The organism is Paracoccus albus (genome assembly GCF_027913035.1).
Classification (GTDB): Bacteria; Pseudomonadota; Alphaproteobacteria; order Rhodobacterales; family Rhodobacteraceae; genus Paracoccus; species Paracoccus albus.
On sequence record NZ_CP115775.1, the window covers coordinates 3,264,595 to 3,279,788 of the forward strand.

Here is a 15,194-nt window from a genome sequence, read left to right on the forward strand (position 1 = left end):
GCAAGCGTGCCGATGCCGGGCTCAGGCCCCAAGAAACTGACGGCGGGGCTCTCCGGCGATCGAAAACGCTTCGGCATCCCCATCCCATACGACCTGACCGCGTGACATCAGCGTCACGCGATCCGAAATCGCAGTGGCAAAGCTGACATTCTGTTCCACCAGAAGCGTAGTCATTCCGGCTGATTTCAATTCAACCAACGCATTTCGCAAGATGTGCAGCATCTGAACCGACAGCCCCTCCGCCGGTTCATCCAGCATCAGCAACCGGGGCGAGGTCATCAGAGCCCGCCCGATTGCAAGCATCTGCTGCTCTCCGCCCGACAGCGCGCCGGCGAGGGCATTCAGCCGCGTGCCCAGATTGGGAAACAGCGCTATGACGCGGTTCACATTCCACTCGCCAGAACCGATACGACCGGCGAGCGTCAGGTTTTCGCGAACGGACAGTGTTGCAAAGACCTCGCGCCCCTCGGGGACATAGCCGATACCCGCCCGCGCGATCTTCGTCGTCGACCAGTGCGAGATATCCTGTCCGGTAAAGGTCACGCTGCCGCGCTGCGCGGGCACTATACCCATGATGCGCCGCAAGGCCGTGGTCTTCCCGGCGCCGTTCCGCCCCAGAAGCGCGTGGACCTTTCCGTCAGTAACCAGCATGCACAAGCCATGCAGCACGGGTGTGCTGCCATATCCCGCAGTGAGGCCAGAAAGCTCAAGCATCATAGATGGCTTTCAGCGCCGGGCGGGCACCGGATGGGCCTCCGTCAAATGCGATGCGGCCTGCATCCAGTACGACAATGCGTTCAGCGACAGAGAACGCAAGATCCAGGTCATGTTCGATCACAATGATCGTCAGGTCCCGCGGCAGGTTTGCGATAAGGTCATGGATCTGTCGTGCCCCGCCCGGACCGAAGCCAGAGGCCGGTTCATCCAGCAGCAGCACATCCGGGCGTCCCGCAAGCGCCAGCCCAAGGTCCAGCCGGCGTCTATTGCCGTGATCGATGTCCCGGGCTGGTCGTTCCAGATCAACCAATCCCACCTGTTCCGCAATGTCACGGGCCGCACGGCGCAACGCGGGGTCGCGCAAGGGATCGCCGCCAATGCTTCGCTGCTCCAGCCCGGCAATGATCAGGTTCTCTTCCAGCGTAAAACGCTCAAACAAGGTTGCTTGCTGAAAGCTGCGCCCCAGCCCTGCACGGGCCCGGACATGCGGCGGATCGTGGGTGATGTCGTTGTCCTTCAACACGATCTTTCCGGCTTCGGGTGTTATTTCGCCTGCGATCAATCGAAACAATGTGGTCTTGCCCGCGCCGTTGGGACCAAGGATGACCAGGCGTTCGCCTCGCATTACCGACAATGTCAGGTCGCGAATGACCTCAACGCCGCCAAAGCTCTTGTGCAACCCCTTAACCGAAAGCATGCCTGTACCAGCGTTCGAACTGACCATAGATGCCGTGACCACCCGCCAGCACCACCGCGATCAGGACAGCCCCGATGATCAGGTGCCAATGATCCGTCCAACCGGCTGACCAGTATTTCAGCGTCACGAAGACGGTCGCGCCAAGGGCGGGTCCAACCAACGTTCCAATCCCACCCAGGATCAACACGACCAACACCTCTCCGGATGCGGTCCACACCATCATTGCAGGAGAGATGAATTGCATATGCTGCGCCGCAAGCACCCCCGCAAACCCGGCAAGGGCCGAGGAGGCGGCAAAGCCAATGGTTCTGACGCGGATCAGAGATAAACCGAGCGACGCGGCGCGTTGCGGGTTTTCGTGAACAGCTTCGAAGGTGCGGCCAAGGGCGCTGCGCAGAAACAGGGTTGCGAGGCCAAAGACGATCACGATCACCGCGATAGCGTAGAGCGCAAAGCTGAGCGGGTCGGTCAGGTCGCTGAACGGCAGGCTTGGACGCATGATACCCCCCAGCCCATTGTCGCCACCCAGCCAGTCGGCGCTGAACGTCAGCGCCCAGATCATCTGACCAAAGGCCAGCGTCGCCATGATGAAATAGACGCCCTGCGTCCGCCCTGTGACCACCCCGATCAGCGCACCTGTCAACCCGGCTGCCGCGATGCCCGATGCGGCGGCGGGCCAGGGCGTCATCCCGTTCTGACCCGCCAAGGCATAGACATATGCGCCCACGCCCATGATCGCGCCGTGAGCCAGTGAAACCATGCCACCAAACCCGGCCGCAACATCCAATGCAATCGCAAGCACCGCAAGAATGGCGATTTCGGCAACGATCTCGCGCGCGAAGAAGCCACCAAATCCTGCGTAAAGCGCCAGTGAGATGACCAGAAGCACAAATGTGGCAAGGCGAAGGGGATTCAGCCTGAACATCAGTGCGACACCGCGCCTTTGAACAAGCCCTGCGGGCGCCAGATCAGTGCTGCGGCGAGTGCCGCGTAAATCAGGACGGAGCTGGCAGCGGGCCAGATTGCCGCGCCGAATACCTCGATAGCGGCCACGACAAGCGCACCTGCCGCCGTGCCGGAAATGCTGCCCATGCCGCCGATCACGGTTACGATCAGGGCGGGAACAAGTGCGCTGACCGCCATGCCTGCACTGGCAGAGGTGATCGGGGCCGCAACCACACCGCCAAGCCCCGCCAGTGCGGCGCCAAGCGTAAAGACCCAAAGGAACAGCCGGTCTGTATCAATCCCGATGGCCCTTGCCATCGTCCTGTTCTCAACAGACGCACGCAGTGCAGCACCAAGGCCGGTCCGGTTCACCCCGAGCCACAGGAGCAAAGAAACCACGGCACCAATTGCGATGACAAACAGACGGTACAGCGGATAGCTGACCGACAGCATGTCGAGCCGCCCGCGCAGCGCAGAAGGGATATCGATCGACAACGGAACATCGCCCCACAGGATGCGCACGATCTCTGTTGCGATAAAGACCAGCCCAAAGCTGACCAGAACCTGCGGCATCGGCCCCAATCGTGCGACCCGGCCCAGCAGGCCCAGGTAAAGGATCAGCCCGATTGCCCCGACTGTCACAGGGGCCAGGAACAGCGCCGCCCAGAAACCTGCCTGCACGCTTAACGTGACGCCGATAAAGGCCCCGAGCATGTAAAGCGCCCCATGCGCAAGGTTCACAAATCCCATCAGCCCGAAACTGACGGACAGCCCGGCCGCGATCAGGAACAGCAGCGCAGCATATTGCAGCGTATTCAGCGTCTGCAATATCCAGAAGGTCGTCATTTACGGCATCGCGCAACCGTTGGGCGCATCCTGAACGGCCTCGACGGTGTCCAGCAGCTTGTGGGTCATGCCCTCGTCGCCTTCGACGGTCTCGAACACATAGACATTCTGCACGATATTGTTGGTCGCCGGGTCAATCTTCAGCGGCCCACGTGGGCCGGTATAGGATACATTGGGCAAAGCATTCGCCAATGCCTCACGTCCCTCGACACCTTCTTCCAGAGCTCCAAGCAGAAGGCGACCCGCGTCATAGCCTGCGACCACATATTCAGATGGCAGCGTATCGGGATGTTCCGCCTGATAGGCCGCGACAAATGTGTCATTTTCCGGCGATTCCAGCGATGGAAGATAATGCAGCGCCCCGATCACGCCAGTGGCGGCCTTCCCCTGCTCTCTCAGGTAAAGCGGCGCGGTCAGGAAGCCGACGGAATAAAGCGGCATCTCTTCGGCGAGGCCGAAGCTGTCATACTGCCGGACAAAGCTGATCGCATCTGCGCCGCCGTAAAAAACATACAGTGCTTCAGCACCCGATGCCTGTGCCTTGGCCAGATACGGGCCAAAATCTTCTGTCTTGCCGAAAGGGGTGAACTCTCCTCCGACTATATCGCCGCCCGCCGCCTCGAACGCGGCAGAGAAGGCGCCGATCATCTGCTGGCCTGCCGCATAATCCGGGGCAAGCGTGTAGACGGAGCTTATCCCCTGCGCTGCCATCCATTCGCCCATCGGCCGGTTAAGCTGATCGTTCGAAAAGCTGACCCGCGTGATATAGGCAGAGCAGTCCTTTCCCGTTGCGTCGCTGTTACCCGCATTGGCGACGATCAGCGGCACCTGTGACTGATGCACAAAGTTGCGCACCGCGCCCAGCACGGCAGAGGAGACCACGCCCACCAGAACATCAGCCTCATCCTGCATAACCAGCTTGCGCGCCATCGTCAGGCCGGTCTGTGGGTCGGCCTCGGTATCGGCCTCGACAATCTCGATATCGCTGCGCCCGCTTTCGGCAATGGCCATGCGAAAGCCGTCTTCGATGTCCTGACCGAGTGCTGCGTAATTGCCCGATGCGGGCAGCAACAGGCCGACCTTCGTATCTGCCGCCGCAGGAAGGGCGACTGCGGCCAGCAGGCAGGCGATACAGTATCTGTTCATGAGGGGGTCCTTCGTGCAGTCCTCAACCCGGTGATATTGCGAGGATTCACGCCTGTCCATGGCGAAGGGCTGTAGTTTTGGCTATCTTCCGGGCGGTTCCAGAAACCACATTGCCGTTTCTTCGTCTGGGATCAGCCCATTGATCGGCGCGCCCTGGCAGGGCTTCAGGGCGCCGATGCGCTGTCAGCTGCCGTGCGCAGCGCCCTGTCGGTTGAAGACACGCTGGACCGCCTTCTCCGCCGCCAAGCTGGTCCGGATGGCCGAAAACGAACCAGACGCGCGCGCGCGGCCTTACCAGACAAACCCGATCAGTCGGGCAACTTCCGTGCACGGATCAGCGTGTGCTGACTGACGATTTCATAGCCCAGACGTTCCGCCAGTTCAGCGCGAAGCCGGTTGATCTCATCGCTCGCCAGCTCGATCATCTCGCCGGTTTCGACATCGACAAGGTGGTCATGCTCGGCCGCGGGCGAAATCTCGTAGCGGGCGGGTTCGTTTTCCAGCGACAGCTTGCGGATCAGCCCGGCCTCTTCCAAAGCTGACAGCGTCCGATAGACGGTCGCAAGCGACATGGAATCGTCCAGCCCTCTGGCGCGTGAAAGCAGTTCGTCCGCATTGGGGTGGTCCGCCGCCTCCATCAGAACAGACATCAGCGCCATGCGCTGCTGGGTGACACGCAGCCCGGCCTCTCGCAGGGCCTTTGCAAAATCGGTCGTCTCTGCGCTCATCAGCGTGGCCCTTTGCTGTGTCGTTCCGGTCTAGCGTGAACTCGTCCTCCTGACAAGCAAATGCGAGCCATTTGCATTTAGACTTGACTATTGCGAATGAATTGCATTTACAGCAATGAGGAGGTGATGGTGCAGTGATGGGCAGTTCAGTCAAGAGAGCGGTAGCGTTGGGTCTTGTGCTTGGGGCAGGGCCGGCAGCCGCACAAGAAGACCGGATGAAGGTGGTCACGACCTTCACCGTTCTGGCCGATATGGCGCAGCAAGTGGCAGGCGATGCCGCCGATGTCGTGTCGATCACGAAAGCAGGCGCGGATATTCACAGCTATGAGCCGACGCCGCGCGATTTCGTCCGCACTCAAGGCGCCGACCTGATCCTGCGCAACGGTATGAATCTGGAAATCTGGTTCGAACAGTTCCTGTCCAATCTGGGTGACCTGCCTTCAGTGACGCTGACCGAAGGGATCACGCCGATTCCGGTCGCGGCCGGTTCCTATCAGGGAATGCCGAACCCGCATGCCTGGATGAGCCTGTCGAACGCGATGATCTATATCGACAATATCGCCGCCGCATTCGCCACACATGATCCGAAGAACGCAGACGTTTATGGTGCGAATGCCGAAGCCTATAAGGCCCAGCTTGCCGAAGCGATATCACCATTGCGCGAAACGCTGGGGGCATTGCCTGAAAACCACCGCTGGCTGGTGACCTGCGAGGGCGCCTTTTCCTATCTTGCAGAAGATTACGGGCTGAATGAGCTTTACCTCTGGCCGATGAATGCCGACCGGATGGGCACGCCGCAACAGATCCGATCCGTTATTGACGGGGTTCGCGATCACAACGTCCCGACAGTGTTTTGCGAAAGCACCGTCAACACCGCGCCCGCCCGCCAGATCGCCCGCGAAACCGGCGCGTCTTATGGGGGGGAGCTGTATGTCGACAGCCTGTCCGAATCTGACGGCCCGGTGCCGTCCTATCTGGAACTCTTGCGCAAGACGACCGGAACCATCGCGGCCGGTCTGGGCGGCGCAAAAGGAGCAACGCAATGACCGCTGAACACGCCGACGATGGCATCCGCGCCGATGACGTCACCGTCACCTATCGCAACGGCCTGACGGCATTGCGCCATGCCAGCTTTGCCGTTCCGCGCGGCACGGTGACAGCCCTTGTCGGCGTGAACGGTGCTGGCAAATCAACGCTGTTCAAGGCGATCATGGGCTTTGTCCCCCTTGCGGGCGGTGACATCAGCCTTCTGGGGATGAGCGTGCCAGAGGCTTTGCGCAAGAACCTTGTCGCCTATGTTCCCCAGTCCGAGGAAGTCGACTGGGCCTTCCCTGTGCTGGTCGAGGATGTGGTGATGATGGGCCGCTATGGAAAGATGAATTTCCTGCGCATCCCCACCAAATCCGATCATCAGGCGGTCGAGGCGGCACTTGCCCGCGTGAATATGCTGGACTACCGCCACCGCCAGATCGGTGAACTGTCGGGCGGCCAGAAAAAGCGCGTCTTTCTGGCGCGCGCATTGGCGCAGGACGGGCAGGTCATTCTGCTGGATGAGCCGTTCACCGGCGTCGATGTGAAAACAGAAGAACAGATCATCCGCCTTCTGGGCGAACTGCGCGACGAAGGCCGTGTGATGCTCGTTTCGACCCACAACCTCGGCTCCGTCCCGGAATTCTGTGACCGTGTCGTGCTGGTCAAGGGAACCGTGCTGGCCTATGGCCTGACCGAGACAACCTTTACCCGTAAAAACCTGGAGGAAGCCTTCGGCGGCGTGCTGCGCCACTTTACACTCGGCGGCACCGATCTGCATGACGACGATGACGCCCGCAGCATCACCATCTTCTCGGATGACGAGCGCCCGCTTGTCCATTATGGCGAGGAAATGAAGCGCCGTGAGGATGCGAAATGAGCATCCTTCTGGACCCGTTCACTTATGGCTTCATGCTCAGCGCCATGTCGGTCGCGGCCCTTGTCGGCGCGGTCTGCGCCTTCCTGTCCTGTTTCCTGATGCTGAAAGGCTGGTCGCTGATCGGCGATGCGCTGTCCCATTCGGTCGTGCCGGGTGTGGCGGGCGCCTATCTGCTGGGCTTTCCTCTGGCGGTTGGTGCCTTTCTGTCCGGCGGGCTGGCCGCAGCCGCCATGATGTTCCTGTCCGAACGATCCGGGCTGAAAGTTGATGTGGTGATCGGGCTGATATTCACCTCTTTCTTCGGGCTTGGCCTGTTCCTTGTGTCCGTCAACCCGATTGCCGTGGACCTGCAAACCATCACCATGGGCAATATCCTGACAATATCCGCCTCAGAGACACGGCAGCTTGCCATCATCGGTGTCGTCTCCATCGCCATATTGCTGCTGAAATGGCGCGATCTGATGGTGGTGTTCTTCGACGAAAGCCACGCCCGGTCCATTGGCCTTCGCGCCGGGATGCTGAAGGCGCTGTTCTTCACGCTCCTGTCAGCATGCATCGTCGCGGCCATGCAGACGGTCGGCGCGTTTCTGGTCATCGCCCTTGTCGTGACGCCGGGTGCGACCGCCTATCTGCTTTGCGACCGCTTCGGGCGGCTGATCGTCACCGCCGTCGCCATCGGGGCCATCACCAGCTTTATCGGCGCCTATATCAGCTTCTTCCTGAACGGCGCGACCGGCGGCGTCATCGTGGTCTTTCAGACCCTGATCTTTCTCGCCGCCTTCATCTTCGCACCGAAACACGGCATGCTCGCCGCCCGCCGCCGCGCGGCTCAGGCGCTGAGGGCCGCGCCATGATCGACACCCTTCTTCAGCCCTTTACCTTCCCCTTCATGCGCGACGCCTTCCTGATCTGTCTGCTGGTCGCGCCGCCAACAGCCCTGCTGTCCTGTTTTCTGGTGCTGAAAGGCTGGGCGCTGATGGGCGATGCAGTCAGCCACGCCGTCCTGCCGGGGATCGTGCTGGCCTATATGCTGGGCCTGCCCCTGATCATAGGAGCTTTCGCAGCGGGGATGCTGACCTCGCTTGCCACCGGCTATCTGTCCGAGAACAGCCGCATCAAGCAGGACACCGTCATGGGGGTCGTGTTTTCTGGCATGTTCGGGCTGGGCATCGTGATGTATGTTTCGATTCAGACGAATGTCGATCTGGATCATGTCCTTTTCGGAAACATGTTGGGCATCGGTCCGGCCGATCTGCGCACCGCCGGCCTGATCTCTCTGATCGTCTGCGCCAGCCTGCTGCTGAAATGGAAAGACCTTATGCTGCACGCTTTCGACCCCGCGCAGGCAAAGGCATCCGGCCTGCCGGTCGGGCTGTTGCATTACGGGCTTCTTACCATCCTGTCACTGACCATCGTCGCCACGCTGTCGGCCACCGGCCTGATCCTCGCCGTAGGCCTGCTGATCGCACCCGGCGCGATAGCCTTCCTGATCGTCCGCCGCTTCGGCTGGATGCTGACCGTCGCCGTCATCGTCAACCTGATCGGCATGTTGGGCGGCGTCTATGCCAGCTTTTTCCTCGACAGCTCCCCCGCCGCGACGATCATCCTCGTGCTGACGGCGATTTTTATCGTGGCGTTCATCCGGCGCGTGACGATCAACAAGCGGCGGGTGGCGGCGGTTTGAGGGAGACCGCCGCTTTTTCCGGGCCGTCAGTGCCAAGCAACCGACGTCAGTTTCCGGCCTTTTGCGACCGCACCGGCATCGAAGCACGAACCTCGGCAGTCCTGTTTGATCACTTAATGAAGCGGGCTAGGGCGATCACGCTCGGGTGCAGGCCGCCCGCACCGCTTGTTTACCCTCGAATTTTCGGCTAACGACAGTTCAGCACGGGGCGTTTGGCCTCATGCAGTGGAGATTTTATGCAAGAGCCCCGGGCCAACGCCCGTTCCTGAACTCTAAAGTTTTAGGAACAACAGACAGCTAAAGGACACTCACGCGAGATGCTGAGTGATCCTGTTCCTGTACTCTCATAAAATCGAGACACTCAATTGAATATCTCAAAGCACGAGCAGCGTGTTTTGCATGAGCTCGCTCTTGGTGGGGCAATCCACCACGAACGGCATGCAAACGGCAAAATACGCAGTATCACATGCTACACCCGCGAAGGTCATGTTCTAACCGACTGCACATTCGACCTTTTTCAGCGCCTTCGTAAACGGCGCTTCATCCATTCGCAAAACGGGCATTCCTACCGCGTGTCGCGGCTGGGAATGAAATCCGTTCGCGCGCAACTCAATCAAAGATAGAAAGTACAAGAGAATGACAGACACTAAGCATTCTATCCGCCCTTATAATCCCGACGATATCGAACCTGTGATTCTCGTCTGGCAGAGATCAAACGCCCTCGCGCATGCCTTTCTGACGCCGGAATTTGTGACCGAGGTCCATCAGGCAATGCGCGACATTTATCTGCCCAACGCGGAAACATACGTGCTGGAAAAAGACGGCACCGTCGTCGGCTTCATAGCACTTCTCGGAAACGAAATAGGGGGACTGTTTCTTGAACCATCGCTGATTGGGCAAGGCTATGGAAGGACGCTTGTTGACTATGCTTTTGCTCTCAAAGGGCCGCTCAAGGTTGAAGTCTTTCGTGACAATCACGTCGGTCGGCCTTTTTACGAACGCTATGGTTTCGAGTTTGTGGAAGATGAGCTTCACGAAGCTTCCGGGCATATAAGCCGGAAGATGGCCATGCCCGGAGCGTGATGCGCGACACAGACCGCCCCTATTCGAAGGGGCGGTCACTCTTCATCGCAAGCCGTAATGGGGGGCAAGCTGAAAATTTGCCAATGGGTCCTGCTACAAAGAAATACGGCGCTCTCACTGGTTACAACCAAAGGCTGGACAATCGCCAACTTTCTCACCCCGCCTCATAACTCCTGATCACCGCAACCTTCTTAGCACTGGTCGAGGTGAACCCGATCACATGGGCGAATCCCCTTGCCTTCCCATCGCGCCCGGTGCTGATCCCGTTCGCCGCGCCGACCTTGCCGTGGGAAATCGCGTGATCGACCTTCACCAGTTTCGGTGCTTTCACGCGGTCCAAGGCAGCAAGCACCGCCTCGGCCCCTTCAATTTCCTTGCCGTCGGCCCTTTGCCACACCACATCATCGGCCAGCAGCTCGGCGGACAGCCCGCCTGTTTCCAGCCCCACCGCAATATCCTGCGCCAGCTTGTTCTTGGGGGAGTTGCCGCAATCGCCGCTGCCTTCGACTTTGGTATCAGGCATCGCTGGACTCCTCCGCCGCTTCGATCCGGCGTTGCAGCAGGATAGGCAGTTCCGGGCGGGACATGATGTTCATATGTTCGGTATGCGGCAGCACGGCCAGCCACGCATCGGGGATTGTGTCCTTCATGTGCAGCGCGTGATCCAGCGTCACGAAATCATTATCCCCCAGCAGGATCTGCACGGGCAGGGGGATCGCCGCCAGTTCCTCATCCGTCCAGCCCCAGTCTGACGCGATCAGGGCAGAGGTCTTGGCCATCATCTGCTCGAACGCCTCGGCCCCGCCGGGATTCATTTCGGCCACTTGGGCGGCCATCTGAGCGAATTCCGCCTCGCTTGGCATCAACGCCGCCACCTCGGGCGAGGGCTGGTGCGTAGGGTCACGGTTCATCTGCACCAGATCGGGCAGCATCCCCTCGCCGTTCTGGCTGGCAGAGATCGCCGTCAGAGATGCAACCCGATCCGGCGCATTCACCGCCAATTCCAGCCCCAGCATCCCGCCCATCGAGAAGCCGATGACATGGGCCTGCTCGACCCCCAATTCATCCAGAACCGCCAGCGTATCGGTGCGCATCGTCTCCAGCGTGAATTCGCCGTCATGAACCGGCGTATGGCCATGCCCCTGCTGTTCGACGCCGATGACAGCGCGATCCTCTGACAAGGTCGGGATCATTCCGGCAAAGGTCGAGGTGATGTTCATCGCCCCGCCATGCAGCAGCAGGATGGGCGGCTGATCCGCCGAAATTTCGCCGTGAACTTCGTAATAGACATCGTGACCTTCGACAGTGACTGTCTCTGCCCCTGCCATCGCCGGTAAGGAAATCGCGGCCATCAGTGAAAATACTTTTTTCATCTTCAACCCTCCGAGATTTTTGCCGCACCTGTGCCCGGTTCCAGATCCAGGGCAGCGCGTTGGTTATCGTCCATGTAGAACGGAACCGAGGTGTGGTTATGTGTGATCCGCCAGCCATCCGGCCCGCGCCGGAAGGCCCATGTGCAGCGGGTCCAGTATCCGCCATCCTCCCCGCCGCGGCGCACGGCGGTATGGACAAAGCCCCATGCCACCGCCAGATCGCCCGCGACCTCTACCTCCAGATCGCGGTAGGTCACGACGGGCGGCCTGTCCCAGCCGTCGATCCATTCCTGCAGCCCCGCCGCATCGGCATCGACCTGCATGGGCGGCGGCAGATCGAACAGCACCGGCCTTTCGCTGAATCCTGTCATCACCGCCTGCGCATCACCTGCCGCCATGTCGCTGGCCTGCCGGTCCAGCAAGGCGCGAATATCGCTCTGATCGCTCATGATATTTCCCCTCAATAGCTCAGCTTCGGATACCAATCCGTGCCGCGCCCCTCTGGCGTCATGTCCAGCAGGTTCCACAAGGGCGCGATGTCCACCGCCCCGCGCGGGTCCTGCCCCGGATCGGCGGCCTCGGACGGCATCTCGCCGACAAGGAAATAGCAGACCTTATCACCATCGCGGCGGTAGACGGCGAAGATCGGGTATTCGTACCCCTCATCATCCAGCCCCTCGTGGTCCCGGGCATAGTCGTCGCCCACGGTCTGCACGAAATCCAGATCGCGCCAGCCGCGTTCGGCGCCAAAAGCCTGCTGACGCGCCACCGGGCTGCGGCCGAGTATCTTGAACGCCGCGCGTTGCTTCACATCGGCGGCGTTGCCGTTCACCCCGCCCAGCCAGTTGGTGCACATCGGGCAGGGGCGCTCGCGCTCCGGACCGTACATCCAGAAATAGGTGATCAGCGTGTCATGATCCCCGAACAGATCGATCAGCCCGACCTCCTTGCCGCTCGCGTCACGGAAACGGTAATCCTTTTGCACCAGCGGCCCCTGCGGCAGCGCCTGCCGCTGTTCCGCCAGCCTTGTTATCACCCGGCGCGCCTCTATCTCGGCTTGCAGCAGTTCGGTTCGGGCCTGCGTATAGGCCGCGCTTTCGCCCGGCAGAGGCCGCTTGCGGTAAGTTTCGGCCAGTTCCTTCGCGGGCTTCAGTGTGGCTTGTTCCATCTTATCCTCGCTGCGTTGTGGCATCATGGTCCCGGCCCCCGCCCCGCGGGCGTGGCTGGAACGGCGGGTTGGTACTGGTGATGCCGCGCGGCCCGCTATCTCAGGACGCGCGGCAGTTGCGCCGGTTACTTCTCTGGCCCGACCACGGCGAATGCCGCGCCCTGAGGGTCTTGTGCTACGGCGATATAGGCCGGGCCGGGGACCTCAATGGGGCCGTGCAGCACGTTGCCGCCTGCCGCCTTGATCTCATCCACCTTGGCGGCGACGCTCCCATCCACGCCGAAATAGGGCAGCCAGAAGGGAACGGGGGACTCGCCCAGACCCATCATGCCGCCAATGTCTTTCCCGTCACGGCGGAAAAGCTGATATGTGCCCATCTCGCCCATATCCATGGCATCACCCTTGGTCCATCCGAACAGGCCGGAATAGAAGGTAAAGCCAGCCTCGGGGTCGCCGCTCATCAATTCGTGCCAGTTGCCGTGACCGGCTTTTTGCTGATCAAAAGCCTGCCCCTCGGCGGATGGAGTCATAGGTGCCGGCTCCAGCACGCCAAATGCCGCACCCTGAGGATCAGCGAAGATCGCGAACCGGCCCGTGCCGGGAATTTCGGTGACGTCGTGATGAACCTGCGCCCCGGCCTTGGTGGCATCGGTCACGAACTGATCAATGTCATCGACGGCGAAATAAACCATCCAGCAGGGCGGCATACCCGAGACATCGTCGGGCATGTTCATCAGACCGGCAACGACATCCCCATCCGATTTCGCAAGGTGATACTCAAACCCCTCCATACCCGAATCGGCAACATTCCAGCCCAGCACCTTGGCATAGAACGCGCCCGCATCGGCCAGTTTGCCCTGCGTCGTCGTCAACTCATACCAGCATGGGTTTCCGTGATAGCTCATCTCGTCTCTCCTCGTGAATACTTAACCGGATTGCGCTGCTTTTGCGGCATCGGCGGCGGTCCAATGCGCCATATGATCGTCCATCGCGCGCTTGAAGGCAGGCCGCGCCGTCGCGCGCGCGATATAGGCCGTCAGCGCAGGATAATCCTTCGTCGCCTCGCCGCCCTGTCGCAGCACATCGACAAGGATAATATCGGCGGCGCTGAAATCGCCGACGATCCACTCACGATCCGCCATCAGCTTTTCCAAAGCTGCAAGCCGCCCGTTCATGGATTTCAGAAACTGCGCCTCCAATTCCTCCGAGGCAGGCGGCCCGAATATCTCCGGCATCTTCTTCGACAACTGGCTGGTCATCCAGTTCGCGATCTGAGGCTCCAGACTGTTCAGCGCCGCGATCACCCATTGCGTGACCTCGGCCCGCTTACCCTCGGGCAGCAGGGCAGAGCCCTCTGCCAGATGCAGCACGATCGCGCCGGTTTCGAACAGCGAGACCTCGCCATCCTCGATCATCGGCACCTGCGCGAAGGGCTGCTTTGCCTTATGCGCATCGGATTTGGGATGGACCGGCACAGTCGCGATTTCATATGCGCGGCCGAGTTCCTCTGCCGCCCACCGCACACGCAGGTCGCGCACGAAACCACGCGGAAATTCGGGTAGCCAGTCATAGGTATAGATGGTCAGCTTATCGTCCGGCATCTCAGTCCCTCGCTCATATGCTCGTTCGGGTTGGCTTTGGTAACCCGCCCCCACATGCGCAGAGACGGGCCTTGCACGTCAGGCCAGAGCCGGATCGCCGGTCATGACCATCCAAGAGGTTCCGAACCTGTCCCGGCACATGCCGAAGCCTTCCGAAAAGAACGTCTTGGAGAACGGCATCGTCACCGCGCCGCCCTCGGCCAGCTTGTCGAACAGCGTCCGGGCGTCATTCGCATCATCCCGCCAGATCGCGACGGACACACCCGCCTGTTTCTGCCCGCCGAATTGCGGAGGCATATCCGCGCCCATCAGCATCGCGCCGTCATCCAGCATCAGTTGCGCATGCATGACCCAGTTCTGCTGTTCGTCCGGCAGCGGCGGCATATCGCCGCCCGGCGGGATTTCTGAAAAGCGGTTCAGGACCGGGGTGGCCCCGAAAAGCTCGCCGTAAAAGGCGAACGCATCGGCGGCTTCGCCCTGAAAGGACAGATAAGGTGTAAAGCTCATGGCTCAGCCCTTTCCCGAATCGAAGATGGTTTCGAAGCTGCCCCACATCATGCGCTTGCCGTCAAAGGGCATTTCGGGCATCTCGACGCCCTCCATCTCGGCTTCCATCTTCTTGGCCGCCTCGTCGCAGGTCGCGCGGTCGGGCCATGCGGTCCAGCTGAACAGCACGGCCTCGCCATCCTCGGCCTTGGTGGCGCGGTAGAAATCCGTCTGCTTGCCGCGCGGCACATCGACGCCCCAGTTTTCCGCCATGCCCAGACAGCCATATTTCTCGAACATGCCCCAGGCATCATGGGCCATCTTTTCATAGGCGTCCTTGTTCTTTTCCGGCGCCGCGAGCAGGAAGCCCTGATAGAAATCCGCACCATCGACCTGCCCGACCGACATCAAAGGCTCGAACCCGCCGAATATCATACGGCTGCCGTCAAAGGGCATGTCACCCATCGCGGCCATCTCAGGATCGCTTTCCATCGTCTGCCATGCCTTGTCGGCGGCAGCACGATCCGGCCATTCGATCCAGGTGAAAACGATGCTCTCATCATCCTTCGCCTGAACAGCGCCCTGAAAATCCGTGACCTTGCCCTTGGGCGTATCGACGCCCCAGGTCTCAACCGTCCTGACCGCGCCATACTTCTTGAACAGCGGCCAGGCATCCTTTGCATGATCGATATATGCCTGCTTGTTTGCCGTGGGCACCGCTGCAACCATTCCGGTGTAATACGTCATTGCGAAACTCCCCAAATGTCCCGTTTCGAATCGCATCATGCCACTTGCAGTATTAAAAAACAAC

20 protein-coding genes are annotated in these 15,194 nt (G+C 60.6%); 6 read left to right on the forward strand and 14 right to left on the reverse strand.

What is annotated here, in order from left to right:
* Positions 1 to 21: 21 nt before the first annotated feature.
* The 6 genes from PAF20_RS16400 to PAF20_RS16425 all read right to left on the reverse strand — a co-directional run bounded on the left by PAF20_RS16400 (position 22) and on the right by PAF20_RS16425 (position 5,079).
* Positions 22 to 717 (reverse strand): ABC transporter ATP-binding protein, encoded by a 696-nt coding sequence (locus PAF20_RS16400; RefSeq protein WP_271071665.1) that lies wholly within the window; start codon positions 715 to 717, stop codon positions 22 to 24.
* The gene (locus tag PAF20_RS16405; protein ID WP_271071666.1) at positions 707 to 1,414 is read right to left on the reverse strand and encodes an ABC transporter ATP-binding protein; all 708 of its coding nucleotides are present in this window, start codon (positions 1,412 to 1,414) and stop codon (positions 707 to 709) included. Before PAF20_RS16405 ends, PAF20_RS16400 begins: the two co-directional genes overlap by 11 nt.
* The gene (locus PAF20_RS16410) at positions 1,401 to 2,339 is read right to left on the reverse strand and encodes a branched-chain amino acid ABC transporter permease (protein ID WP_271071667.1); all 939 of its coding nucleotides are present in this window, start codon (positions 2,337 to 2,339) and stop codon (positions 1,401 to 1,403) included. The genes PAF20_RS16405 and PAF20_RS16410 overlap by 14 nt, the downstream gene beginning before the upstream one ends.
* On the reverse strand, positions 2,339 to 3,205 hold the full coding sequence (locus PAF20_RS16415; protein WP_271071668.1) for a branched-chain amino acid ABC transporter permease: 867 nt from the start codon (positions 3,203 to 3,205) through the stop codon (positions 2,339 to 2,341). The genes PAF20_RS16410 and PAF20_RS16415 overlap by 1 nt, the downstream gene beginning before the upstream one ends.
* Positions 3,206 to 4,411: an ABC transporter substrate-binding protein gene (locus PAF20_RS16420; protein WP_271071669.1), complete on the reverse strand. Its 1,206-nt coding sequence runs from the start codon at positions 4,409 to 4,411 to the stop codon at positions 3,206 to 3,208. It lies immediately after the preceding gene.
* A gap of 248 nt (positions 4,412 to 4,659) precedes the next feature.
* On the reverse strand, positions 4,660 to 5,079 hold the full coding sequence (locus PAF20_RS16425) for a Fur family transcriptional regulator (RefSeq protein WP_271071670.1): 420 nt from the start codon (positions 5,077 to 5,079) through the stop codon (positions 4,660 to 4,662).
* Positions 5,080 to 5,216: 137 nt separating this feature from the next.
* Between PAF20_RS16425 and PAF20_RS16430 the strand changes: the two genes are divergently transcribed.
* From PAF20_RS16430 to PAF20_RS16455, 6 genes are all read left to right on the forward strand, one after another.
* Complete coding sequence (locus PAF20_RS16430; protein ID WP_434802925.1) at positions 5,217 to 6,125, forward strand: metal ABC transporter substrate-binding protein; 909 nt, start codon at positions 5,217 to 5,219, stop codon at positions 6,123 to 6,125.
* Positions 6,122 to 6,988, forward strand: a complete 867-nt coding sequence (locus PAF20_RS16435) for a manganese/iron ABC transporter ATP-binding protein (RefSeq protein ID WP_271071672.1) — start codon at positions 6,122 to 6,124, stop codon at positions 6,986 to 6,988. The genes PAF20_RS16430 and PAF20_RS16435 overlap by 4 nt, the downstream gene beginning before the upstream one ends.
* A complete protein-coding gene (locus PAF20_RS16440; RefSeq protein WP_271071673.1) occupies positions 6,985 to 7,842 on the forward strand; it encodes a metal ABC transporter permease in 858 nt (285 codons plus the stop codon). Before PAF20_RS16435 ends, PAF20_RS16440 begins: the two co-directional genes overlap by 4 nt.
* Positions 7,839 to 8,672: a metal ABC transporter permease gene (locus PAF20_RS16445; RefSeq protein ID WP_271071674.1), complete on the forward strand. Its 834-nt coding sequence runs from the start codon at positions 7,839 to 7,841 to the stop codon at positions 8,670 to 8,672. Before PAF20_RS16440 ends, PAF20_RS16445 begins: the two co-directional genes overlap by 4 nt.
* 365 nt (positions 8,673 to 9,037) lie before the next feature.
* Entirely contained in the window at positions 9,038 to 9,295 is a 258-nt protein-coding gene (locus PAF20_RS16450) for a YjhX family toxin (protein WP_271071675.1), read from the forward strand.
* A 13-nt stretch (positions 9,296 to 9,308) separates the two neighbouring features.
* The gene (locus PAF20_RS16455; RefSeq protein ID WP_271071676.1) at positions 9,309 to 9,755 is read left to right on the forward strand and encodes a GNAT family N-acetyltransferase; all 447 of its coding nucleotides are present in this window, start codon (positions 9,309 to 9,311) and stop codon (positions 9,753 to 9,755) included.
* Positions 9,756 to 9,909: 154 nt separating this feature from the next.
* Here the strand turns inward: PAF20_RS16455 and PAF20_RS16460 are convergent, their stop codons facing one another.
* The 8 genes from PAF20_RS16460 to PAF20_RS16495 form a co-directional block, all read right to left on the reverse strand.
* Positions 9,910 to 10,278 carry a nuclear transport factor 2-like protein gene (locus PAF20_RS16460; protein WP_271071677.1) on the reverse strand — a complete coding sequence of 123 codons (369 nt, stop codon included), beginning with the start codon at positions 10,276 to 10,278 and terminating at the stop codon, positions 9,910 to 9,912.
* Positions 10,271 to 11,128, reverse strand: a complete 858-nt coding sequence (locus PAF20_RS16465; protein WP_271071678.1) for an alpha/beta fold hydrolase — start codon at positions 11,126 to 11,128, stop codon at positions 10,271 to 10,273. The genes PAF20_RS16460 and PAF20_RS16465 overlap by 8 nt, the downstream gene beginning before the upstream one ends.
* A 2-nt stretch (positions 11,129 to 11,130) precedes the next feature.
* Positions 11,131 to 11,577, reverse strand: a complete 447-nt coding sequence (locus PAF20_RS16470) for a YybH family protein (RefSeq protein ID WP_271071679.1) — start codon at positions 11,575 to 11,577, stop codon at positions 11,131 to 11,133.
* An 11-nt stretch (positions 11,578 to 11,588) separates the two neighbouring features.
* The gene (locus PAF20_RS16475; RefSeq protein WP_271071680.1) at positions 11,589 to 12,320 is read right to left on the reverse strand and encodes a DUF899 family protein; all 732 of its coding nucleotides are present in this window, start codon (positions 12,318 to 12,320) and stop codon (positions 11,589 to 11,591) included.
* Positions 12,321 to 12,421: 101 nt separating this feature from the next.
* On the reverse strand, positions 12,422 to 13,201 hold the full coding sequence (locus tag PAF20_RS16480) for a VOC family protein (protein WP_271071681.1): 780 nt from the start codon (positions 13,199 to 13,201) through the stop codon (positions 12,422 to 12,424).
* Positions 13,202 to 13,222: 21 nt separating this feature from the next.
* Positions 13,223 to 13,897, reverse strand: coding sequence for a glutathione S-transferase family protein (locus PAF20_RS16485; protein WP_271071682.1), 675 nt, complete (start codon positions 13,895 to 13,897; stop codon positions 13,223 to 13,225).
* Between the two features lie 78 nt (positions 13,898 to 13,975).
* On the reverse strand, positions 13,976 to 14,404 hold the full coding sequence (locus PAF20_RS16490; protein ID WP_271071683.1) for a VOC family protein: 429 nt from the start codon (positions 14,402 to 14,404) through the stop codon (positions 13,976 to 13,978).
* 3 nt (positions 14,405 to 14,407) lie between these two features.
* Complete coding sequence (locus PAF20_RS16495) at positions 14,408 to 15,130, reverse strand: DUF1428 domain-containing protein (protein ID WP_271071684.1); 723 nt, start codon at positions 15,128 to 15,130, stop codon at positions 14,408 to 14,410.
* Positions 15,131 to 15,194 lie beyond the last annotated feature (64 nt).